Here is a 21,821-nt window from a genome sequence, read left to right as displayed (position 1 = left end):
CGGCGCCCTCCGCACCAGCCGGACCGGGGACGCCCCGGTCACCTCACAGCGCTTCGTCGCTCCACTGCTCCAGGATGTCCTCCGGCCGCCCGCTGGGTTCCGTCGCCGCGTCGTGCAGGAGCTGTTCCGCCCAGATGATCTTGCCGCGCGGGGTGTAGCGGGTGCCCCAGCGCTGCGCGAACTGGGCGACGAGGAACAGCCCGCGGCCGCCCTCGTCCGTGGTGTTGGCCCGGCGCAGGTGCGGGGAGGTGCTGCTGCCGTCGAAGACCTCGCAGATCAGGGTCTGGTTGCGCAGAAGGCGCACCCTGATGGGCTGAGTGCCGTACCGGATGGCGTTGGTGATCAGCTCGCTGAGGATCAGCTCGGTGCTGAACTGGACGCCCTCCAGCCCCCACGCCTCCAGCCGCTCGGCGCACTCCCCGCGCACCCGGGCGACGGCGGCGGGGTCGGAGGGTACCTCCCACTCCGCGACCTGCGTCGGGTCCAGCAGCCGGGTCCGGGCCACGATCAGGGCGACGTCGTCCCGTGGACGGGCGGGGACCATGGCGTCCACGACGGCCTGACAGATCTCCTCCGGCTCCCGGCCCACGGCGCCGGCCAGCACGTCGTGCAGCAGATTCAGGCGCGCGTCGACGTCGCCGTCCTCGATCAGACCGTCGGTGAAGAGCACCAGCTCTGAGCCCTCGGCCAGCTGGAGCTCGGCTGTCTCGAAGGGCAGACTGCCGCCCAGTCCCAGGGGCGGGGAGAGCGGTACTTCGGGGAAGAGGACCGCGCCGTCGGGGTGGACGAGAGCCGGCCCCACGTGACCGGCCCGGGCCACGGTGCAGCGGCCCAGGACCGGGTCGTAGATCGCATACAGGCAGGTGGCTCCGGTGATCTCCGAGCCCGCCCGTTCCTCCTCGGTGTCCTCGTCCTGGTCGATCCGGGTGACCAGCTCGTCGAGATGGGCGAGGAGCTCGTCGGGGGGCAGGTCCAGAGCGGAGAAGTTGTGCACCGCGGTGCGCAGCCGTCCCATGGTGGCCGCGGCGTGCAGGCCGTGCCCCACCACATCGCCCACCACCAGCGCCACCCGGGCCCCGGGCAGAGGAAGTACGTCGAACCAGTCGCCGCCCACTCCGGCCTGCGCCGGCAGATACCGGTACGCCACCTCCAGGGCGATCTGCTCGGGCAGCCCCCGCGGCAGCAGGTGCCGCTGGAGGGTGACGGCCATGGTGTGCTCGCGGGTGTAGCGGCGGGCGTTGTCGATGCACACCGCCGCCCGGGCCGCGAGCTCCTCGGCCAGCAGCTGGTCCTCCTCCCCGAAGGTGTCCGCCGTGCGATGGCGGAAGAACACCACCAGTCCCAGGTTGACGCCGCGGGCCCGCAGGGGCACCACCATGATCGAGTGGATCCCGTGGGCCCGGATGCTGTCGGCGCGTTCGGGGGCGCCCGCCGACCACCAGCGCAGGACGGCGGCGTCGACCGGATGCCGGGACGCCCGGCCGGTGGCCAGGGCCTGGTCCGTGGGCGAATCCGCGCGGTAGCTGTGCGTGCGGCCGATCGGCATCACCGCCTCGGGGCAGCCGGGCAGGACGGACCGTTGGGCGGTCCGGCGGAAGACCAGCATGGCGCCGGGCGGGGTGACGTCCGGTTCTTCGCCCTGGAGGACCCGTTCGAGCAGGTCCACGGTGGCGAAGTCGGCGAGCCGCGGGACGGCGACTTCCGCCAGCTCCTCCGCGGTACGTGTCACATCGAGAGTCGTGCCGATCCGCATCCCCGCGTCGTAGAGCAGCTGGAGCCGTTCGCGGGCGACCTCCGCCCGGCCCGCCAGGGCCCGCAACTCGGTGGTGTCCCGCAGTGTCGCCACACTGCCGGGCGGGCCTCCACCGCTGTCCGTGGACCGGATGCTCACCGCCAGCAGCCGGTCTCCGGCACGGTGCACCTCGTCCGTGACCACCCGTCCCGAGGCCAGGAGCCCGGCGATGTCCGGGTCCAGGCCCAGCTCGGCGATGTCCCGTCCCTCTGCTTCCGCCGGCAGGTCCAGCAGGCGCCGCGCCTCGTCGTTGGCCAGGAGCAGCCGCCCCTCTCCCGCGGTGATCAGCACCCCTTCCCGGACCGCGTGCAGGACCGCGTCGTGATGGTCGTACATGCGGGTCATCTCCACCGGGCCCAGACCGTGCGTCTGGCGCCGCAACCGCCGGCTGATCAGCGCCGAACTGCCCGCGGACAGGGCCAGGACCACGGCCGCGGAAGCCAGCACGATCGGCAGTTGCCGGTTCACCATGGCGTTCACCTGCTCGACCGTGATGGCGACACCCACCTGACCGATGGCCCTCCCGTCGGTCCCGAAGACGGGAACGGTCGAGATCACGGAGCGCCCCCGGGCGGTGTCGAAGGTCTCCGTGTACCTCTCGTCGGGTCGCACCTTGCCGAGGACGGGTTTCCCGATCAGCCCGGGATCGGGGTGGGTGTAGCGGATGCCCTCCCTGTTGAACACCACGACGGCGTCGACGTCGGCCGCCTTCCGGATCTCCTCGGTCCGCGGCTGCAGCACCGCGGTCGGATCCCTGCTGCTCATCGCCGCGGCCGTCCCCGGAGCGTGGGCGAACGCCTCGGCGACGGCGAGGGACCGACGGCTGGCCTCGCCCGTGCTGTCGCGCCGGGCCTGCAACACCAGCGCCACGACGGCCGCAGCGACCAGCAGCACCACGACCGTCAGCTGCAGCACGAACACCTGACCGGCGACGCTGCCCACCGTCAGCATCGAGCGCAGGCGCGCCGGGGAAGACGCCGGTGGAGAGTCGTCCTCGTCCTTGTCCCGGCGGTGGTGTCGGCGTCCCGCGTACCGGCGCCCATCCCGACTGCCCGGCCTTCGGCCGGTCACCGCGCGGAGCATCGAAATCCGGGATCGACTCTTACGTCCGATCACATCCCCATTGTGACCGCATGGGGTGTGTGTCGCCCGCTTGCAGCGCCGCACCGGGCGTGCGCTCACCGCCTCGGATGCTCAGCGGCTCACGGCGGTCTCCCGCTCGACGCGCGAGAGCTTCTCCGGATTGCGCACGGCGTAGAGCCCCGTGATGAGGCCGTCGTCGAAACGCACCGCCAGGACGGTGTCGATCTCGCCGTTGAGCCGGAGAACCAGCGCCGGACAGCCGTTGACCTGTGCGGACCCCAGCGACGCCGCGGCGCCGAACCTGGCCAGCCCGGCGACCAGGGGCGCCACCTCGCCGGCTCCCGTGACGGGGGCCGGCACGGCCCGCACGACTCCTCCACCGTCGCCCAGCAGGACGACGTCCGGCGCGAGGATGTCGAGCAGCCGTTGCAGATCGCCCGTCTCGACCGCCCGCCGGAAGGCGTCGAGCACGTCCTGGGCCTCGGCCCGGGAAACCGCCCCGCGCGGCCGGCGCGCCGCGACGTGCGCCCGCGCGCGGTGGGCGATCTGGCGGACCGCGGCCGGGCTCTTGCCGACGGCTTCCGCGATCTCGTCGTATTGCAGATCGAACACCTCGCGCAGCACGAACACCGCCCGCTCGGTCGGGCCGAGGGTCTCCAGCACCAGCAGCATCGCCATCGAGACGCTGTCCGCCAGCTCGACGTCCTCGGCCACGTCGGGCGCGGTCAGCAGCGGCTCCGGCAACCAGGGGCCGACGTAGGACTCCTTGCGCCGGCGGAGCGTACGCAGCCGCATCAGCGCCTGACGGGCGGTGATCCGGACCAGGAACGCACGCTGGTCGCGCACGGTGCCGAGATCGACGCCCGCCCACCGCAGCCAGGTCTCCTGCAGGACGTCCTCGGCGTCGGCGGCCGAGCCGAGCATCTCGTAGGCGACGGTGAACAGCAGGCTCCGGTGGGCGACGAACGCCTCGGTGGCGGAGTTCATCCGGTCGCCGTGGGCAAGCGGTTCGGCGGTGCCCCCCGCTCGCCCGCTGCTCTCGCTCATGGCCGCCCCCGACCCGCTCATCGCCGACCCCCACGCGTCTGCTCTCGACCGTTCCACACGCACAAGATGCCGGTCCCCGCTGCTTTGTGACACCGGATCTCGGTGGCGCACGTCACACAACCGTCGATGTCACAAGGACCGGGGCGCCGGCATCCCGTGTTCGTCAGGACGCCGCGTGGACGATCCGCGCGGTCCGCCATCGCACACACGTGAGGAAGAAGTCATGGAGCCCCGTATCAACCTGATGGCCAACGAGGTCGGTGCCAAGGTCGGCAAGCGGATCTACAACGTCAGCCTGGCGATCCGGGAGTCGTCGCTGCCGAGGGCCCTCCAGGAGTTGGTGGAGCTGCGCGCCAGCCAGATCAACGGCTGCGGTTGGTGCGTCGACGTGCACACCAAGGAGGCAGCGCTCGCGGGGGAGACCCCGGTCCGGCTCAACCTGGTCGCCGCCTGGCGCGAGTCCACCGTGTTCACGGAGGCCGAGCGGGCCGCGCTGGCGCTGACCGAGGAGGGCACCCGGCTCGCCGACGCCCACCAGGGCGTCTCCGACGAGACCTGGGCACAGGTGCGCAAGCACTTCGACGACGATCGGATCGCCGCGCTGGTCTCCCTGGTCGCCATGATCAACGCCGCCAACCGGCTCGGCGTGATCACCCGCATGCAGGGAGGCTCCTACGACCCCGGCATGTTCGCCGGCCTGTCGGACTGACCGGTGGACGAGCTGAGGCCCGGCCCGGAACACCGGCACGTTCTCACGTCGTAGGCGCGGCACTAGAGTGAGGCGGTGACCTTACCGCCGGAAGATCCGTCGCCGCTGCCCGACGAAGACGACCGCGAGGCGGCCCTGCAGCGCCTGCAGGAGGCGTACGCCGATGAGCGCATCTCGCACGAGGAGATGGACGAACGTCTCGGCCGGGTGCTCACCGCCACAACGCACAGTGACCTGGCGTCGGCCCTGTCCTCGCTCCCGGACGAGCACCCGGGCAGCACGTCGACGATCGCCGCCGCCGGCGGTCGGATCCGGCGGCGTGGTGCCTGGCGGGTGCCTCGGGTCCTCAAGGTCGGGTCCGCGTACGGAAGGGTCCGGCTGGATCTGTCCCGGGCGGTCATCGAGTATCCGGTCGTCGACATCGAGCTGCAGCTCGGCACCGGCGGGGCCAGAATCACGGTGCCGCGCGACGCGGTCGTCGACGTCGAGGGTCTGCACACCGGGTGGAAGGATCTGCGCTACAAGGCCCGCCGGCGATCCCGCTCCGGCGGGCCGAAGATCCGGATCTCCGGGACCATGGGCTTCGGACGGTTGAAAATCCGCCACGCGTGGCGTTGACGCTCCGGCCGGCACGGCCCCGACGACCGACCCGGCCACCCGGTACGGTGCGGCGCCCGCTCATCGAGCCCGGCACCGAGTTCAGCACCTCCCGGGCCCCGGCCGCCCGGAAGACGGCGGCGGCATGGCGCGCGGGCGCGCTGGGCCTCGGCCGGCCTCCGCTCGTGGCCGCTCATGACTGACCTGCTCCGCTCGATCCCGGCCGGTTCCAAGGGTCGTCCGCAGGCTGTCGCAACGCAGTCAGAGGCTCAGTGTGATGACGGCACCGATACCGCCGAGGCCGAGTGCCAGGGCGGCCGACGCCCAGCCGCCCGAGCCCCAGCGGAAGAAACGGTCCACGGCGAGTCGGCCCGGACCCGTCGCCGCGATCGCCAAGGCGACGACGGCGATGCCGACGTTGTACTCCACACCGCCGTCCCCGGCCCACAGACCGTGGGCCCCGGTGACCGTGACCATGGCATTGATCATCACTCCGATCAGTGCGGCGGCGGCCAGCGGGGTCAGGAAACCGAGAGCCAGACCGAGGCCGCCGAGGAACTCCGACAAGCCGCCGATCACTGCGAAGACCTCTCCCGGATGGAAGCCCAGGGCAGCGAACCCGTCAGCGGTCGCAGACAGTCCGCCGCCACCGAAGAGTCCGAACAGCTTCTGGGCACCGTGACCGGCCAGCAGCAGACCGAAGGTCAGGCGGATGAGCAGGAGTCCCCAGTCGGAAGCCGATGTCCTGGCAGCGGTGGAGGGCGCCGTCGGTTCTGCCGCGACCGACAGCCTGTGCAGAACGTGTTTCACAGCCATGTGAATGCTCCAGAAAGCAAGCCACGAGGACGCGCGCGCCACCCGTTTCTCCTACGCTTCCGCAGCCGCGGTGAGCATGCATCCGGGGCACCGGTCCGGTCCGTCGGGAAAAGGGCTTCGCCGGGCAAGCCCGGTCCGGGCATGATTCCCACCGTGCATGAGGACAGGGCCGATGACAGTCACGCGCGGTACACACTGACGGATGCGGAGGACGGTCACGTCTGGGGCGTGTGCGCCTCGGCGGACGGACTCTTCGGGGAGCCCCGGCGCGGAACGTACGAACTGTTCGGCTGGGTCCCGGAAGTGGCCGATCCGCGCGGCTGGGTCGGCAGCCGGGTGTGGCTGGTGCCCGACGACGAGGCATGCGATCCCTGGCTGCTGGAGGACGCCGAGAGCCTGGGCCGGCTCCCCGGGACGGACAGTCTCGTGCTCACGGGCCTGGACGACTACGAAGGCCCGCCCGAGGGGCACCGGGCTTCCGTCCGCGTGCACGACGGGCACCGATGGCTCGGCTCCTGCCGGGAGTTCTCCCGCATACTGCCGGACGCGGGGGCACGGCCCCCACTCGTCCTGCGAGGACTCGCCCAGAGCGATCGACTGCGGGCGGCACTGACGAAAGGCACCCGGCGTGCGCTGAATCTGGAACAGGCCGCCTTGGAGATACATGACGACCAAGGTGAGCGGCTTACCGAACGACTGTTCTGGAGCCAGGTCAGGTCCTGGCGCGCATCGTCCGACGGGGCGGGCCTGATCGACCTGGAACTCGACGGGGAGACGATCACGCCTGTTCCGGCATACGTCCGGTCCGTCTGGGAGCTGTGGCTCGCCGGACCACCGGACACCCTGGGCGCCTGGGCCGGCCTCGACACCCGGCGCCGAGAGGTCTGGCTCGATCTCGTCCGAGAGCGCGCCTTCCGACGCCCCCGCCCCGACCGGCCGGCCGGTCACGCCTACGAACTCGACGGCCGGCACACCACGGACGAACCGGGCCTCTACCTCGCGCTCGGCGAGGCGGTCAACGGGCCCGGCGGCTACTTCGGCGGGTGCCTCGCCGCCCTCGACGACTGCCTGAGCGGCACCTTCGGCTACACGGCCCCCGCCACCCTGCTCTGGCGGGACGCCGCAACCGCACAGGGGCACCTGTCCAAGGCCCTGACAGCGGACGGCGAGCCCCGCAACCTGTTCGCCGAAGTCCTCGAGGTCCTGGCCGAGGGCGGCATGCACGTCACCCTGGCGTGAACGGCTGAGAACCGGGACCGTCGGGCGCGAGGCCCTACGGGAGGCGAGCCGCCCGCTCAAAGAGCATTGCGCCGGGTGTCCGAGACGTGGAAGTCGATGTACCGGGCGAGGCTCAGCGCGTCCTGCGGGCTGTCCGCCCGGAAGGAGACGCGGCGGAGCAGGCCCACGCTGTCGAGCGCGACGCCTTCGCGGGCGAGGACGAAGACGAGGGTGAGGAAGGCGGACCGTGCGTTGCCGTCATCGAACGGATGGAAGAAGCACACGTCGAGGTACGCGCGTGCGGCGCGGGCGGTCAGAGCGAGCGGCGCACCGTCCTCCGCGGTGCTCTCGGCCAGGCAGGCGTCGAGGCGCGCGCGGGTGTCCGAGGCCATGCCGTAGCGTTCCTGGCCGTCCTTGGCGAAGGCCGGGCGGGACCGGAACGCGGGTGGCCGCGGTGTGCCCAGGACGTGCTGCTGCCAGCCCTGGAGCAGTGCGAAGTCGAGCGGGGTGCCACGCGCCGCGTCGGCCCGGAGCCGGTCGAGTGCGGCGAGCAGGCCCTCGGCGCGGGAGGGGTCCAGGACACGGTCGAAGGAGCGGACGTCCTCGGCCGCCCCGTCGCGGGCCGGCGTCACCGGCCCGTCCCCGCCGCCGTCCGGGGCCTGCGGCCAGGCCACGGTCCGGCGTACGGCGAGCCACCGCTCCAGGTGGTCGGCCGCCGGCTCGGGGGGCCGCGCCCGGTCGCCCGGCCGCAGCGACTGCGCGAGCCGTTCCGCGACGTCGCCGACCAGGACGGTGTCCGGTCCGGTCCAGCTGCGGAACCGCCCGCCGATCGCCCGGTCGACCAGGCCCTGCGCGGCATCGGGGGCGACTCCCCAGCGGCTGAGGAACCAGGTGAGCACCTGCCGGCAATGACCGTGCCAGCCGCTGCCGCAGCCGGTCCGGTCGACGACCTGCAGGATGAGGTTCCGGGCGGCGCTCTCCCACAGGATCCGCTGGTCCTCGATCCCGGCCAATTCCAGCGGGTACGCCTCGAACCAGCCGGTCAGACCCTCCACCCACCCCCGCCACTCGCACAGCGCCGTGACGACGCGCTCCAGCGTCTCCTCCGGGGTGGTGATCGAGTCCCGGGGGCAGCACCAGCTCCCGACGGGCCCGCCGTCGAAGTCCCCTTCGTCGTGCGCCCAGCGCCAGCCCACGGCCCACCGGCCGTAGTGCTCCATCAGGGCATACGACATGGCATCGGCCCAGGCCCCTGCCTCACCGTGGCTCCAGGCACTCATCGCCGGGTCGGCGAGAGGTACATCGGGGCGGATCGGTACGCGACGGGCTGGACCGAGCGAGCGCACCACCCGCGCTGCCGCCGTGCTGTCGAAGGGATGACGCGCGGGGTCCACCTCGCCCCAGCTCAGAGCACCAGGGGACAGCTCATGTATCACCGCGCCAGCCTGCCACGCGCACTCTGCGCCCAGCCACGGCATTTCCTTCACCTTCGTCCTCGGCCGGGCAGGCCCGGCGTGGCCGAACTCGCCGGGGAGCGCGGCCGGCTGGACGCCGTCGGGCTCAACCGGGCTGTGCCGTACCGATTCCCAGGGCGTCGAAGTAGCCCTGCGTGGCGAATCGGACGACCGCCTCCGCCATGTCGTGTGCCGAGCGGGGCCGGTGATGTTCCAGCCACCAGGTGATCGCTCCGAGGATCATGTTGGCGGCCAGGACCAGTTGCAGGTCGTCGGACTCCGCATCCCGACCGGCGCCGGGGATGGCGTCCTGGACGGTACGCAGCCGATCGCGGGCCAGTTCCACGCACCGTTCCCGCAACCGTGCCGCGAACCAGGGGTCCCCACGCCGGCCGAGCAGCGCCGCGTACAGCCGGTGATGCCTGCCGACGTGCTCGAACAGTCGCTCCCAGCCGACGATCCGCTCCCGCGTGGCGACCTGGCCCGTCGGGCCGAGACCGGCCGAAAGCTCGGAGACGACGTCCTGGAAGATCTCCTCGACCAGGGCGTACTTGTCCCGGTAGTAGCGGTAGAACGTCGCCCGGTTGACCGGCGCCCGTGCGGCGATTTCCCCCACGGTGACCTCGGCGAATCCCTTCTCCTCCACCAGCTCGATCAGAGCCCGGCGGATGAGCTTGCAGGTGCGTTCCCCCTGGAGCCCGCCCTTCCGATGCGACATTCACCCTCCCTTGTCGCCTCCCGCGACGGACCGGCCCGTCTGCCGGTGGTGGACCCGTACCCGGGAAGCCGAAGGTGGCCACGCAAGCACCCCATCGATGAGAGGGACCCATGACCACCGACTCCATCATGGCGATCAACCGGCTCGGGTTCGCCGGCAGCGAGATGCAGGACTTCGCCTACCTGCGCGCCCTTGCCTACGCCGACCACGCGGCCGCGTCGCCCGGCGAGGTCGTGCACGTCGCGCGGAAGACGGCCCGCGACGGAGGCGGCCGCGAAGCCTTCATCCGCGCATGGACCGAACAAGGTCGCATCGCTGCCCGCATGGCCGACGATGCATGGGTCGCCGGCCGCAGGCTCACCGCGCGCACGTTCCTGCACCGGGCCTACAACTACCTGCGGGCTGCCGAGTTCTACTGCGACCGCGGGCGGGCCGAGGAGTTCACCGCCCTCTACGACCGGAGCGTGTCGTGCTTCGACCGCGCGCTGCCGCTGCTCGACACGCCGGCCGAACGGATCGCCATCCCCTACGAGAACGGCGTCGCGTTGCCCGGCTACTTCTTCGCCGCCGACGACTCGGGCACCCGGCGTCCGACCGTCATCATCTCCGGGGGCGGCGACGGCCACGGCGAGGAGCTGTACTTCCTGGCCGGCGTCCCGCATGCGCTCGCCCGCGGGCTCAACGTCGTGCTGTTTCACGGGCCGGGCCAGCGCGGCCTGCTGCACCACCATCCGGACCAGGTCTTCCGGGCCGACTCGGAGGTCCCCTTCGCAGCGGTCCTCGACTTTGTCACCGACAGGTCCGACGTGCAGGCCGATCGCATCGCGCTGTACGGACTGAGCTTCGGCGGCTATCTCGCCCCCCGCGCCGCCGCGTACGACCGGCGCGTCGCCGCCCTGGTCGCCAACGCCCCGATCACCGACTTTCACGCCGTGATCCTCGACGCCCTGACCTCGGCACTCCCCGACCCGGTGCCCGCCGATGCCCCTGCCGAATTCTGGAACGGCCTCCACCAGCAGCTCGGATCCGCCGATTGGGCACTGCACGCCACCGTGGAGAACTACATGCTCTGGACCACCGGCGCCCGGACGCTCTCCGATTTCCTCCGTATCGCCCGGGACTTCACCCTCGACGGGCTGGTGCCCCGGATCTCCTGCCCCACCCTGACCCTGTCCTCCGACGGTGAGAACGCCGTCGCCCGCCGCCAGGCCCGGGAGTTCCACGAACGACTCGACGTCCCCACCAAGGCCATCCACCGGCTGGCCGCCGAACACGGTGCCGACAGCCACTGCGGGCTCAGCAACATCGCGCTGACCTCCGCCCTCGTGTACGACTGGCTCACCGACGTACTGGGACGGTGAACTGCATCGCGCGATGGCGACTGCACGCCGTCGTCGTCCTCTCACTCCTGACCCGCGTGGTGCTGCATGGCCAGAGCGGTGAGGCCGGCCGTGGCGGCGGCGGCGAGATCGGCGACCATCGCATCGTCGACGGGGAGCCGGAGGACGTGGATGGCGGCGGAGAGGGCGCCGGCGACGAGCACGTGAGCCATCACGGGGTCGACGGGTCCGGCCAGTTCGCCACGGTCCACGGCCCGCTCGATGACTTCGGCGAAGTCGGCTTGTTCCGCGGCCAGGAAGGTGTTCTGGAACCGGGTCACCAGGTCGGGATTCGTCGCGAGTTCGTTCACAAGGGCCGGTCCGAGATGCCGGGTCGCGGGGGCGGACAAGCGGACGTGGAACGTGCGGGCCAGCGCCAGCAGGTCTCCGTGGAGCGAGCCGGTGTCGGCCACCGGAGGCAGCTGCTGCCCGTGCACGGAGGCGGCGAAGGCCATCTCGGCCTTGGAGCCGTAGCGACGGTAGATCGCCGCCTTGCCCACTCCTGCGCGTGCCGCGACCTGGTCGACCGTCAGGTTCGGGTAGCCGACCTCGTCGATCAGCTCGCGAGTGGTCTCCAGGATCTTGCGGTCGACGCGGCTGTCCCGGGGACGTCCGCCCGCTTGCCCTTTCGCTGCCATGACCGCATGATACGAGACGTCAGTATCGATACTGTAGTTCCGGAATCATGGTTTCGTAATCCCAGGCCGGAGAGGTCACAATGATCAAGTGGGCTGGTTGGCTCATCTCGTTCGTCGGCGCCGCGCACACGATCCTCGCCCTGACGCTGGAGAAGGCCGCACGCCATGCCGGAGCGTGGTTCAGCGGGGAGCTGTGGGGAGAGGACCTGTCCGCGATGAGCCCGGCCAACAGCGCCTACTGGCTGAGCCTGAGCAGCTTCGGCATCCCACTCCTGCTCGTCGGGCTGCTGGTGCTCTGGCTGGACCGCCGCGCCATCGTCCCGCCCACGTTCGTCGCGTGGACGCTCGCGGCCCTCACCGTGTGCGACGCCGTGATCCTCGGTCCCACGCCCGGGCTGCTCATCCTGGTCGCGGTCGTCCTGATGCTGGTCGAGGCCCGGCGCACGCGCATCCCGGACGGTGCCCGGGTCCGGCAGCCGCGAAGGTGAAACCCGTGCGGCACCGGGCCCGGCCGGCGTCACCGCCTGTGTGACACTGCCAGCTCGATGAGGTACCGCTTGGTCACCCGGCCGCCGTACCGCCTCTCGATCAGGTTCGCGATGCACCCCAGCAGCCCGTCCCTGGCGGCTTCCGGAAGAGCCCGGTGGCCGGAGTAGGTCCGCAGCACATCCAGGTAGGCCGACGTGGTGTACGTGAGGTTCCGTTCGTAGCGGCGGAAGACCGTGGGGCCGAACCGTCCGCTTGCCGCCACCTCCTCCGCATGGTCCGAGCCGTCGATGTGCGAGGCCGCGGGAGGCCGCAGCCCGGGCGGCGTGTCCGGGTCGAAGCGCTCGTAGCAGCGCTGGACCTCGACGAAGAACTCCTCGGTGCCGCCCCTCACGTGCTGGGTGCGCACCACGGCGAGCGACCCACCCGGACGCAGCGCATCGGCGGCCTTGACCATCCGCACGGCCGGGTCGATCCAGTGGAACGCCGTCGCCGAGACGACCGCGTCGAACGGCTCCTCGGGCAGCGGCCAGTTCTCGAACTCGGCCGTCACCACCTCCACCGCCGCGGCCCCGGCCAGGTTGCGGCGGGCGACCGCGGCCATGTCCGGTCCCGCCTCGACGGCCGTGATCCGGCAACCCCGCCCGGCCAGAGGCACCGTCGCCTGCCCGGTCCCGCAACCCACCTCGAGTACGCGGCTGCCGGGGCCGGCACCCGCGAGTTCCGCCAGGTCGTCGTACAGCTCCGGCGGATATCCGGGCCTGGCCCGGTCGTACAGCTCCGCGTCCTCGTCGAACAGCCGGCTCAGGCGTTCCCGCCCGGACTCCTCGGGCCTGTCGTCGCGTCGCGGGTGCGCGAGGTGATCGGACATGCGGAGCAGACTAGCGGGGTGCGCCCGCCCATGAGCGCATGCCCGCGGATCACGCCGGTTCCAGCAGAACGGCCGGCAGGGTGCCGTTGACGACCGGATCTCTCGGCAGCGAGAGCCCGAAGAACCGCTCGACGACCCCCAGCGCGATGCGGTGCACCTCCCTGCTGTCCCGCTCCGGGGCCGGGAGACCGGCGGCGGTCAGCGACTCCTGAAGGCGGGCGGCCGTCACGGGGTCGCCCTCGACTCCCCGGTAGCCCCAGGAGGCGTCCAGGTGCAGATTGCACGCGCTCATCGGGCGGCCGTCGTGGGCATGGGCAAACTGCGGTGGCACGGGCTTGCCGTTCTCCTCCTCGTACTCCAGCAGGAAGACGTGGGCGCCGCCGCGCGAGACGGGTTCCAGAGGGCCGAACTCGCCCTGCCAGCCGCCGTACGCCACCGCGTACGACCAGTCCCCGGTGCGACCGAGACGCAGGCCGATGCCCTCGAAGGCATCGCCGTAGGTGTCCTCCATGAGTTCCAGGAGGGTGTCTCCCGTGTGTTGCCCGACCGCCACGGCGACGCGCTCGGCGCCGTCGACGGCAGCCGCGAGGCGGTCCGCGAACTCCTCCGGGGACAGCCCGCGGGCCATCATCACGCGGTAACCCCCGAAGGCGATGCACCGGGGCGCGGCAAGCCAGATGATTCCGTCCGTCATGCAGGCCATCGTGACGCGTCCCTCTGACATCGGGTTCTCCGTACGCGAGCTGCGCGGGCCGATACCGCTTGTTACTGTCTCGTAGGGGGCTCCGTCCAGTCGCTGGATGTTTCTCCACGACAAGGAGGGCTACCCCATGTGCGGTATCTCCGGTTGGGTGTCCTACCAGCGCGACCTGCGGTCCGAGCGGCCCACCGCCGAGGCCATGAACGCCACGATGGCCTGCCGTGGACCGGACGCGCAGGGTCTCTGGCTCGACACGCACGCCGCACTGGGCCACCGCCGGCTCGCCATCATCGACCTTCCCGGCGGCGTCCAGCCGATGAGTGAGCAGACCCCGGACGGCGACGTCGTACTGGTGTACTCGGGCGAGGCGTACAACTACACCGAGCTGCGCGACGAGCTGCGCCACCGCGGCCACTGCTTCCACACCGACAGCGACACGGAAGTCGTCCTGCGCGGCTACCTGGAGTGGGACGCCGATCTGCCGGAACACCTCAACGGCATGTTCGCATTCGCCGTCTGGGACGGACGAACCGACAGGCTGCTCCTGGTCCGCGACCGCATGGGCATCAAGCCCCTGTACTACTTCACCACCGACGACGGCGTACTGTTCGGCTCCGAGCCCAAAGCCATCCTGGCCAACCCCCTCGCACCCCGCACCGTCGACCTGGACGGCCTGCGCGAACTGTTCTCCATGGCCAAAACCCCCGGCCACGCCATCTGGGCGGGAATGCGGGAAGTGGAACCCGGCACCGTGGTGACCGTCCAGCGCGCCGGCCTGAACGCCCGGCCCTACTGGCAGCTGAGCGCCGTCGAACACACCGACAGCCAACAGGACACCATCGCCCGCGTACGCGAACTGCTCGACGACATCGTCCGCCGGCAGCTGGTCTCCGACGTACCCCGGTGCGTACTGCTCTCGGGCGGCCTGGACTCCAGCGCCATCACCGCGCTGGCAGCGCAGCAACTCCGCGGGAAGGAAACCGTGCGCAGCTTCGCCGTCGACTTCGTCGGCCAGAGCGAGAACTTCATCCCGGACGGCCTGCGCTCGACACCCGACACGCCCTACGTCCACGATGTCGTCCGGCATGCGGGAACCGAACACGAGGACATCGTCCTCGATCCGGCGGGGCTCGCCGATCCGGACGTGCGCGCCGCCGCCGTACGGGCCCGGGATCTGCCCCTGGGCCTGGGCGACATGGACCAGTCGCTGCTGCTGTTGTTCCGGGCGATCCGCAAGCACTCCACGGTGGCCCTGTCCGGCGAGTCCGCCGACGAGGTCTTCGGCGGCTACGCATGGTTCCACGACCCCGCCGCACGGGACGCCGGCACCTTCCCCTGGCTGGCGGCGCTCGAACGCCACCACGGCCGCGGCGGCAGTTCGCTGCTCGATCCCGAGCTGAGGGAACGGCTCGACCTGCCCGGATACCTGGCCCAGCGGTACGAGGAGGCCATGGCCCAGGTGCCCCACCTCGACAGCGAGAAGGACCCCCTGGAACGCCGGATGCGGGAAGTGTGCCACCTCCACCTCACCCGCTTCGTACGCATGCTCCTGGACCGCAAGGACCGCCTCAGCATGGCCACCGGTCTGGAGGTCCGTGTCCCGTTCTGCGACCACCGCCTGGTCGAGTACGTCTTCAACACCCCGTGGTCGATGAAGACCTTCGACGGCCGCGAGAAGAGCCTCCTGAGGGCAGCCACCGAGGAACTCCTGCCACGGTCGGTCGTGGAGAGGGCCAAGAGCCCCTACCCCTCCACCCAGGACCCCGCCTACGTGGCCGAACTGCAGACCCAGGTACGCGACCTGCTGTCGTCGGACGACAATCCCGCGCTCGGCCTCCTCAACCGCGCCCGGATGCAGGAGATCACCACGACCCCACCCGGCGACATCACCACCGCCGAGCGCAACGGCCTCGAACGCGCCCTGGACCTCGCGGTCTGGGCCGACCTCGAACACCCCACTCTCACCTCCTGACGCCGGCTCGCGCCTGACGGCGCGGTCACGGCCCACGCGACGGTCTCCTGGCGCGGACAGCGCCAGGCGACCGTCGCGTGGGCCGCCTTGCGCCCGGACGCGCCCGCGTTCCCCACCGGGCAGGGGGCATTCCACGACCGCCGAATTCCGGATCGCCCGGCCCGAAGCATCCGCCATTCAGGTGATCCGTGATGTGCCCCGGTATCTGCGGCTGCCCAGGGATCACGGGGCCGCGGGGCACTTTCCCGCTCGCACGGTGATCGATTCGGAGTGGCAGCCTGACGACGGCGGGCCGAAACTGAAGCGACAGTTCAGTTCGTGATCGGAGAAGAGCACCTGCCAGAGCTTCCGATGGCGCGGCGGGACTTTGCACGGCGCTCCGCGCCCTGACTCGTATCCGGCAGCCATCGGGGACCCAGACGCCCTCGAGGAGATCACATCGTGGAGCAGTCTTCGGATGTCCACATAGAAGTACCGGGCGAAAGCGCCGTCACAGGGCGGAGCGGCCCCGGTCCGACGAGGACGGAAACCGAAACGCTACTGGCTGAAGCGCTGGCCGGCGTCGCAGGCGTCGAAAGCGTTCCGGTCGACGTGCACTTCTTCGACGACCTCGGTGCCAACTCCCTGGTCATGGCGCAGTTCTGCGCGCGGGTACGCAAGCGGGAGGACCTGCCCTCCCCGTCCATGAAGGACATCTACCGGTACCCCACGATCCGCAGCCTGGCGGCGGCCCTCGCGGAATCCTTCCCGGCCGGTGCCGATTCCCCGGCGGCCCCCTCGCCGTCCGTACGCCCGATGCCGCCGGAACCGGTCACGCGGACGAGCGGAAAGCTGGCCCACACCCTTTGCGGAACCTTCCAATTGCTGTTCTTCCTGGGATATGCGCTGGTCGCCGGACTCGTCACCGCAGGCGGATACGAGTGGGTGGCCGAGGGCTCCGGGCCGCTGGACATCTACGTACGGTCGCTGCTGTTCGGCGGCGCCGGATTCCTGGCCCTGTGCGCTTTCCCGGTCGTTGCCAAATGGGTGCTGGTCGGACGCTGGAAGCCGTGCGAATTCCCCGTCTGGGGTGCCGCCTATCTGCGCTTCTGGGTCGTCAAGGCACTGCTCCACGCGAATCCGATGATCCTCTTCGTCGGAAATCCGCTGTACGTGCTGTACTTGCGGGCGCTCGGGGCGCGGATCGGCAGGGGGGTCACGATTCTCTCCCGCTCCGTGCCGGTCTGCACCGACCTGCTGTCGATCGGCTCCGGCACGGTCGTCCGCAAGGACTCGTTCTTCCTCGGCTACCGGGCGCACGCGGGACGCATCCAGACCGGCCGGATCACCCTCGGCCGCGACGTCTACATCGGCGAGAAGACCGTACTGGACATCGACACGTCCATGGGCGACGGCGCACAGCTGGGGCACTCCTCGTCCCTGCACCGCGGCCAGGCCGTCGGGGCCGGTGAGCACCGGCACGGATCCCCCGCACAGCCCACGGAGGTCGACTACCTGCGGGTCGCGCCGGCCCCGTGCGGCACCATGCGCCGGGCGTGGTTCGGCCTCGCCTCCCTGCTCCAGCTGTTCCTGCTGTACATCCCGCTGACCGTGGGCGGGTTGTACACCCTGTTCAACGAGATACCGGCCATCCGCGACCGGCTCGAACCCACCGCCACACTGACACTGCCGGAACTGGTGACCGACGCGCTGGTGCTCTCCCTCACCCTGTTCTTCGGCTTCGTCGTCCTGGGCCTCGCCGCCCTGTGCACCCTTCCGCGTCTGCTCGGCCTCGTCGTCAGACCCGACAGGGTGTACCCGCTGTACGGGTTCCACTACGCGGTACATCGTGCGACGGCGCGGATGACGAACATCAGGTTCTTCACCTGGCTCTTCGGGGACAGCTCGTACATCGTGCACTACCTGCGCGGCATCGGGTACGACCTGTCGGACGTCGAGCAGACCGGGTCGAACTTCGGCACCGTGGTGCAGCACGAGAGCCCCCTGCTCGTCACCGTGGGCAGGGGAACGATGGTGGCCGACGGGCTCTCCGTCATCAACGCGGACTACTCCGCGACGTCCTTCCGGCTGTCGCGGACGTCGATCGGTCCGCGCAACTTCCTGGGCAACAACATCGCCTATCCCACCGGCGGCCGGACGGGCGACAACTGCCTGCTGGCGACGAAGGTGATGGTGCCGCTGGACGGAGAGGTCCGCGAAGGAGTCGGGCTCCTCGGCTCACCGTGCTTCGAGATCCCCAGATCGGTGGAGCGCGACTCGCGGTTCGACGACCTCAGGACCGGCGAGGGCCTGCGCCGCGGCCTCGCCGCGAAGAACCGCCACAACCTGCGCACGATGGCCCTCATGCTGTTCGTGCGGTGGCTGCACACCCTCGCGCTCACGCTCCTCGCCCTCGCCTCCGTGAACCTGTACGGCGTGGTCGGACACATCGTGATCGCCTCGTACGTGGCACTGACGCTCGCCCTCTCCACCGCCTACTACATCCTGGTGGAACACTGCATCAGGTCGTTCCGCAGGCTGCGTCCCCTGCTGTGCTCCATCTACGACCCCGCCTTCTGGTCGCACGAGCGCCTGTGGAAGGTTCCGGACCACTACCTGAACCTCTTCAACGGAACCCCCTACAAGTCCCTCGTCTGGCGCCTGCTGGGCGTCCGCATCGGCAGCAGGGTCTTCGACGACGGCTGCTTCATCACGGAACGCACGCTCACCGCCATCGGCGACGAAACCACCCTCAACGCCGGAAGCAAGGTCCAGTGCCACTCGCAGGAGGACGGCACCTTCAAGTCCGACGCCACCACGATCGGTGCCCGCTGCACGCTGGGCGTCGCCGCGCACGTGCACTACGGCGTGACGATCGGCGACGGCGCGGAACTGGCACCGGATTCCTTCCTCATGAAGGGCGAGGAGATCCCCCCGCACGCGCGCTGGGGCGGCAACCCCGCCGTCGAGACGCCGGAGGCCCGGGTACAGCCCGGCGGCACCGGCCGGAGCACACCACCGTCCGTGGACGGCGCCGCCGCGGCGACCGTGAACTGAGGAGCATGCGATGCGAGCACGTGTGGAGGCGGACCGGGAGTTCTGGAGCCGAGTGCTGACCGCCGGCGGTTCCACCGCGGTGCCGCGATGGGTTCGCGAGCCGTCCCCCGGCACGGCCGGACACGAGACCCCGGTGCCCGGGGCCGTGGCGGACGCGGTACGCGGACTGGCAGGTCAACTGCGCGTACCGGTCGGCGCGCTGCTGCTGGCGGCGCACGCCAAGGTGCTGGCCGTCCTGTCCGGCGAGCAGGAGGTCGTGACGGGGTACGTCCCCGAAGCACGCGGCGAGCCCCTGCCCTGTCGCCTGCCCGTCGCCCCCGGCACCTGGCGCTCACTGGTGTCCGCGGCTCACCGGGCGGAGACGGACGTACTGGCCCACCGGGACTTCCCGGTCGATGAACTGCGTCGCGAACTGCGGGCCGCGGAGCCGTCGTACGAGGTCGTGTACGGGCCCATGGAAGCGGACGGGCCCCCGGCCGGCGACGGCGTTCTGCAGGTGCACTGGTCCGAGAGCGGCGGACGGCTCACGCTACGGCTGCGCTACCGCACGGACGTGCTGGACGCCCAGAGCGCGGCCCGGATCGCCGGCTACCACCTGACGGCACTCGGGCTGATGACGACCGACGCGGACGCCTGGCACCCACGGCAGAGCCTGCTGTCGGACGACGAGGTGCGCGAGCAGCTGGAAGGACTGGCCGGACCCCGGCGGCCCCTGCCGGACGCGCGGGCGCACGAGCTCTTCGAGCAGCGTGCGCGAGCGCATCCGGACGTGGTGGCGGCGGTGCACGGCGAGCGGCAGTGGACCTACGGCGAACTCAACGCGCGGGCCAACCGGTTGGCACGGGCACTGCTGGCCCGCGGGCTGGGCCCCGAGGACGTGGTCGCCGTCGTCACCGAACGCGATCTTGACTGGCTGGCCGCCACGCTGGCGGTCCTCAAAGCGGGAGGCGCGTACCTGCCGATCGAGCCCCAGTTCCCGCCCGGCCGCATCGCCGCGACGCTCACGCGGGCCGGATGCCGGCTGGTGCTGACCGAAGCGGGCAGCACCGGCACCCTCGACCAGGCGCTGTCCCGGCTCCCGGAGACCGAGAAGCTGCTCATCGAGGACGCGTACGCGGAACCGCACCCCGACGACGACCCCGGCGTCGCCGTGGACGCGGGCCGGCTCGCCTACATCTACTTCACCTCCGGATCCACCGGTGAGCCCAAGGGCGCGATGTGCGAGCACGCCGGCATGCTCAACCACCTCTTCGCCAAGATCGACGACCTGGACATCGGCGAGGGCACCGTGGTGGCGCAGACGGCACCGCAGTGCTTCGACATCTCGCTGTGGCAGATGATGTCCGCGCTGCTGACGGGCGGGCGGACACTGCTGGTGGGACAGGACGTCCTCGTGGACGTGGAGCGGTTCGTCGACACACTGGTGAGCGGCCGGGCCGGCGTCGCCCAGCTCGTGCCCTCCTATCTGGAGGTCCTGGTCTCCTACCTGGAGCAGCACCCCCGTGAGCTCCCGGACCTGCGCTACGTGTCGGTGACCGGCGAGGCGCTCAAACCGGAGCTGGTCCAGCGCTGGTTCGCCGTCCAGCCGGGGATCGGACTGGTCAACGCCTACGGCCTGACCGAGACCTCGGACGACACCAATCACGAGATCATCGACGGGGTGTGCGAGCGCGTCCTGCTGGGCCGGCCGGTCAACAACGTGCACGTCTACGTCGTGGACGAGCAGCTGTCGCTGGTGCCGCTGGGCGCACCCGGACTGATCGCCTTCTCCGGCGTCTGTGTGGGCCGGGGCTACATCAACGACCCCGAGCGGACCAAGGAGGCGTACCTCGCCGATCCGTACCGGCCGGGCGAACGGCTCTACCTGGGCGGTGACTGGGGCCGCTGGCACCCCGGCGGCAAGCTGGAGTTCCTCGGGCGCCGGGACAACCAGGTCAAGATCCGCGGCTTCCGCATCGAGACCGGCGAGATCGAGAACACCCTGCTGAAGGTTCCCGGGGTGCGGGACGGCGCGGTGGTCGTCGCCTCGCGGGCCGGACAGGGCCAGCACCTGATCGCCTTCTACTCGGGGCGGCAGCTGCCCACCGACGAGCTGCGCGACGCGCTGGGCGCCGACCTGCCCGCCTACATGGTCCCCTCCGCCTTCCACTGGCAGTCCGCACTCCCGCTCACCGCCAACGGCAAGACCGACAGGAAGGCGCTCACCGCGCTGGCCGAGCAGAGCGCGCCCGCCGCCCACGACGACACGCCCGCGCAGGACGACGTACCGCGGACCCCGGCCGAGCGGAGGCTGGCGGCCGCCTGGGCCGAGCTGCTGGCCGTGCCCGAGCACCGGATCCGCCGTACGGACCACTTCTTCGCCGCCGGGGGCACCTCCCTCACGGCGGTGAAGCTCACGATCGCGCTCGACCGCGCGGTGTCCCTCAAGGACATCACCAGGCACCCGGTGCTCTGCGACCTGGCCGCCCTCCTCGACGGCGCTGCCCGGCAGCGCACGGAACTGCTCCAGCCGCTGTCGGGGGCGGACGAGACGCCGGAGTGCACCCTCGTGTGCTTCCCCCACGCCGGCGGCAACGCGGTCAACTACCAGCCGATGGCCGACGCGTTGGCCGGGAGCGGCACACAGGTCCTCGCGGTGGAGCTGCCCGGTCACGACCCCGCCGCCCCCCACGAGCCGTTCGCGTCGATCGCACAGGTGGCGGAGCGGGTCGCCGCCGAGATCACCGCACGCGGCCTGACCCGGGTCATGCTGTGGGGCCACTCGTCGGGCACCGCACCGGCCATCGAGACGGCCCGCAGACTCCAGGACCGCGGTGTGGAGGTGACGCGACTGTTCCTCGGCGCCCAGTTGCCCGGCACCTCTGCCGAACGCCGGGCAGCAGCCGGCGAACTGAGGAGCCGGGACGACGCGGCGATCGCCGCGCGCCTGGCCGCGGAAGGCGGCTACGGCGAGCTGGCGGAGCTGGACGAGCAGCACGCCGGGCACATCGGCGCCGCCTACCGGCACGACTGCCTCTCCGCCCACCTGTACTTCTGCGACGTCCTGGACGACCCGCCCCAGGAGAAGCTGTCGGTTCCGGTGTCGGTGGTCGTGGCCGCCGACGACCCGATCACGGCCGGACACGCCGACGCCCACCGGGACTGGCTGCTGCTGGCCGAGCGCGTCGACCTGCACGAACTCGCCGACGGCGGCCACTACTTCCCGCGCCTGCGCCCGGCCGAGGCGGCACGGGCCGTCCTGGCCGCCGTCGCACCGCTGGCCGCCTCCTGAAGCCGGCCAGGCCCTCCAGACCGGCAACCGAAAG

The 21,821-nt window shown here is 71.1% G+C and carries 16 protein-coding genes; 8 read left to right on the top strand and 8 right to left on the bottom strand.

What is annotated here, in order from left to right:
* Positions 1–43 precede the first annotated feature (43 nt).
* Both H0H10_RS21705 and H0H10_RS21700 read right to left on the bottom strand, forming a co-directional pair.
* Entirely contained in the window at positions 44–2,743 is a 2,700-nt protein-coding gene (locus tag H0H10_RS21705; RefSeq protein ID WP_223180198.1) for a SpoIIE family protein phosphatase, read from the bottom strand.
* A 243-nt stretch (positions 2,744–2,986) separates the two neighbouring features.
* Complete coding sequence (locus H0H10_RS21700) at positions 2,987–3,922, bottom strand: RNA polymerase sigma-70 factor (protein ID WP_188182689.1); 936 nt, start codon at positions 3,920–3,922, stop codon at positions 2,987–2,989.
* Between the two features lie 223 nt (positions 3,923–4,145).
* On the opposite strand from H0H10_RS21700, the gene H0H10_RS21695 reads away from it, so the two are divergent.
* Both H0H10_RS21695 and H0H10_RS21690 read left to right on the top strand, forming a co-directional pair.
* Positions 4,146–4,631, top strand: coding sequence for a carboxymuconolactone decarboxylase family protein (locus H0H10_RS21695; RefSeq protein WP_188182688.1), 486 nt, complete (start codon positions 4,146–4,148; stop codon positions 4,629–4,631).
* A gap of 75 nt (positions 4,632–4,706) precedes the next feature.
* The gene (locus tag H0H10_RS21690; RefSeq protein WP_188182687.1) at positions 4,707–5,249 is read left to right on the top strand and encodes a DUF1707 SHOCT-like domain-containing protein; all 543 of its coding nucleotides are present in this window, start codon (positions 4,707–4,709) and stop codon (positions 5,247–5,249) included.
* A gap of 240 nt (positions 5,250–5,489) precedes the next feature.
* Here the strand turns inward: H0H10_RS21690 and H0H10_RS21685 are convergent, their stop codons facing one another.
* Entirely contained in the window at positions 5,490–6,044 is a 555-nt protein-coding gene (locus H0H10_RS21685; RefSeq protein WP_188182955.1) for a DoxX family protein, read from the bottom strand.
* A gap of 141 nt (positions 6,045–6,185) precedes the next feature.
* On the opposite strand from H0H10_RS21685, the gene H0H10_RS21680 reads away from it, so the two are divergent.
* Entirely contained in the window at positions 6,186–7,283 is a 1,098-nt protein-coding gene (locus H0H10_RS21680; protein WP_188182686.1) for a barstar family protein, read from the top strand.
* Positions 7,284–7,339: 56 nt separating this feature from the next.
* On the opposite strand, the gene H0H10_RS21675 is transcribed toward H0H10_RS21680, so the two are convergent.
* A complete protein-coding gene (locus H0H10_RS21675; RefSeq protein ID WP_306420957.1) occupies positions 7,340–8,497 on the bottom strand; it encodes a Fic family protein in 1,158 nt (385 codons plus the stop codon).
* A 325-nt stretch (positions 8,498–8,822) separates the two neighbouring features.
* On the bottom strand, positions 8,823–9,434 hold the full coding sequence (locus H0H10_RS21670) for a TetR/AcrR family transcriptional regulator (protein WP_188182684.1): 612 nt from the start codon (positions 9,432–9,434) through the stop codon (positions 8,823–8,825).
* A gap of 110 nt (positions 9,435–9,544) precedes the next feature.
* Between H0H10_RS21670 and H0H10_RS21665 the strand changes: the two genes are divergently transcribed.
* Positions 9,545–10,795 carry an alpha/beta hydrolase family protein gene (locus H0H10_RS21665; RefSeq protein WP_188182683.1) on the top strand — a complete coding sequence of 417 codons (1,251 nt, stop codon included), beginning with the start codon at positions 9,545–9,547 and terminating at the stop codon, positions 10,793–10,795.
* 41 nt (positions 10,796–10,836) lie between these two features.
* Here the strand turns inward: H0H10_RS21665 and H0H10_RS21660 are convergent, their stop codons facing one another.
* Positions 10,837–11,451 carry a TetR/AcrR family transcriptional regulator gene (locus H0H10_RS21660; protein WP_188182682.1) on the bottom strand — a complete coding sequence of 205 codons (615 nt, stop codon included), beginning with the start codon at positions 11,449–11,451 and terminating at the stop codon, positions 10,837–10,839.
* Positions 11,452–11,531: 80 nt separating this feature from the next.
* Between H0H10_RS21660 and H0H10_RS21655 the strand changes: the two genes are divergently transcribed.
* Positions 11,532–11,939 carry a DUF6463 family protein gene (locus H0H10_RS21655; protein ID WP_188182681.1) on the top strand — a complete coding sequence of 136 codons (408 nt, stop codon included), beginning with the start codon at positions 11,532–11,534 and terminating at the stop codon, positions 11,937–11,939.
* A 29-nt stretch (positions 11,940–11,968) separates the two neighbouring features.
* Here the strand turns inward: H0H10_RS21655 and H0H10_RS21650 are convergent, their stop codons facing one another.
* Together H0H10_RS21650 and H0H10_RS21645 are read right to left on the bottom strand one after the other, a co-directional pair.
* Complete coding sequence (locus tag H0H10_RS21650) at positions 11,969–12,808, bottom strand: class I SAM-dependent methyltransferase (protein WP_188182680.1); 840 nt, start codon at positions 12,806–12,808, stop codon at positions 11,969–11,971.
* A 49-nt stretch (positions 12,809–12,857) separates the two neighbouring features.
* Complete coding sequence (locus H0H10_RS21645; RefSeq protein ID WP_188182679.1) at positions 12,858–13,502, bottom strand: DUF6461 domain-containing protein; 645 nt, start codon at positions 13,500–13,502, stop codon at positions 12,858–12,860.
* Between the two features lie 136 nt (positions 13,503–13,638).
* Here H0H10_RS21645 and asnB point away from each other — a divergent pair, with 136 nt between their 5' ends.
* The 3 genes from asnB to H0H10_RS21630 all read left to right on the top strand — a co-directional run bounded on the left by asnB (position 13,639) and on the right by H0H10_RS21630 (position 21,787).
* Positions 13,639–15,480 (top strand): asparagine synthase (glutamine-hydrolyzing), encoded by a 1,842-nt coding sequence (gene asnB / locus H0H10_RS21640; RefSeq protein WP_188182954.1) that lies wholly within the window; start codon positions 13,639–13,641, stop codon positions 15,478–15,480.
* A gap of 438 nt (positions 15,481–15,918) precedes the next feature.
* On the top strand, positions 15,919–18,516 hold the full coding sequence (locus H0H10_RS21635; RefSeq protein ID WP_188182953.1) for a Pls/PosA family non-ribosomal peptide synthetase: 2,598 nt from the start codon (positions 15,919–15,921) through the stop codon (positions 18,514–18,516).
* Between the two features lie 10 nt (positions 18,517–18,526).
* The gene (locus tag H0H10_RS21630; RefSeq protein ID WP_188182678.1) at positions 18,527–21,787 is read left to right on the top strand and encodes a non-ribosomal peptide synthetase; all 3,261 of its coding nucleotides are present in this window, start codon (positions 18,527–18,529) and stop codon (positions 21,785–21,787) included.
* Positions 21,788–21,821: the final 34 nt, after the last annotated feature.

Source organism: Streptomyces griseicoloratus (assembly GCF_014534645.1).
GTDB classification, from domain to species: Bacteria; Actinomycetota; Actinomycetes; order Streptomycetales; family Streptomycetaceae; genus Streptomyces; species Streptomyces griseicoloratus.
Note: the sequence above shows the minus strand (reverse complement) of the source record. Positions and strands in the feature narration are given on the sequence as shown.

What these genes read in the sequence shown, in the direction of transcription:
- H0H10_RS21705 (WP_223180198.1), bottom strand. Translation starts at nt 2,743, where the DNA reads ATGCTGACGGTGGGCAGCGTCGCCGGTCAGGTGTTCGTGCTGCAGCTG.
- H0H10_RS21700 (WP_188182689.1), bottom strand. Translation starts at nt 3,922, where the DNA reads ATGAGCGAGAGCAGCGGGCGAGCGGGGGGCACCGCCGAACCGCTTGCC.
- H0H10_RS21695 (WP_188182688.1), top strand. Translation starts at nt 4,146, where the DNA reads ATGGAGCCCCGTATCAACCTGATGGCCAACGAGGTCGGTGCCAAGGTC.
- H0H10_RS21685 (WP_188182955.1), bottom strand. Translation starts at nt 6,044, where the DNA reads ATGGCTGTGAAACACGTTCTGCACAGGCTGTCGGTCGCGGCAGAACCG.
- H0H10_RS21680 (WP_188182686.1), top strand. Translation starts at nt 6,186, where the DNA reads ATGATTCCCACCGTGCATGAGGACAGGGCCGATGACAGTCACGCGCGG.
- H0H10_RS21675 (WP_306420957.1), bottom strand. Translation starts at nt 8,497, where the DNA reads ATGTCGTATGCCCTGATGGAGCACTACGGCCGGTGGGCCGTGGGCTGG.
- H0H10_RS21670 (WP_188182684.1), bottom strand. Translation starts at nt 9,434, where the DNA reads ATGTCGCATCGGAAGGGCGGGCTCCAGGGGGAACGCACCTGCAAGCTC.
- H0H10_RS21665 (WP_188182683.1), top strand. Translation starts at nt 9,545, where the DNA reads ATGACCACCGACTCCATCATGGCGATCAACCGGCTCGGGTTCGCCGGC.
- H0H10_RS21660 (WP_188182682.1), bottom strand. Translation starts at nt 11,451, where the DNA reads ATGGCAGCGAAAGGGCAAGCGGGCGGACGTCCCCGGGACAGCCGCGTC.
- H0H10_RS21655 (WP_188182681.1), top strand. Translation starts at nt 11,532, where the DNA reads ATGATCAAGTGGGCTGGTTGGCTCATCTCGTTCGTCGGCGCCGCGCAC.
- H0H10_RS21650 (WP_188182680.1), bottom strand. Translation starts at nt 12,808, where the DNA reads ATGTCCGATCACCTCGCGCACCCGCGACGCGACGACAGGCCCGAGGAG.
- H0H10_RS21645 (WP_188182679.1), bottom strand. Translation starts at nt 13,502, where the DNA reads ATGACGGACGGAATCATCTGGCTTGCCGCGCCCCGGTGCATCGCCTTC.
- asnB (WP_188182954.1), top strand. Translation starts at nt 13,639, where the DNA reads ATGTGCGGTATCTCCGGTTGGGTGTCCTACCAGCGCGACCTGCGGTCC.
- H0H10_RS21630 (WP_188182678.1), top strand. Translation starts at nt 18,527, where the DNA reads ATGCGAGCACGTGTGGAGGCGGACCGGGAGTTCTGGAGCCGAGTGCTG.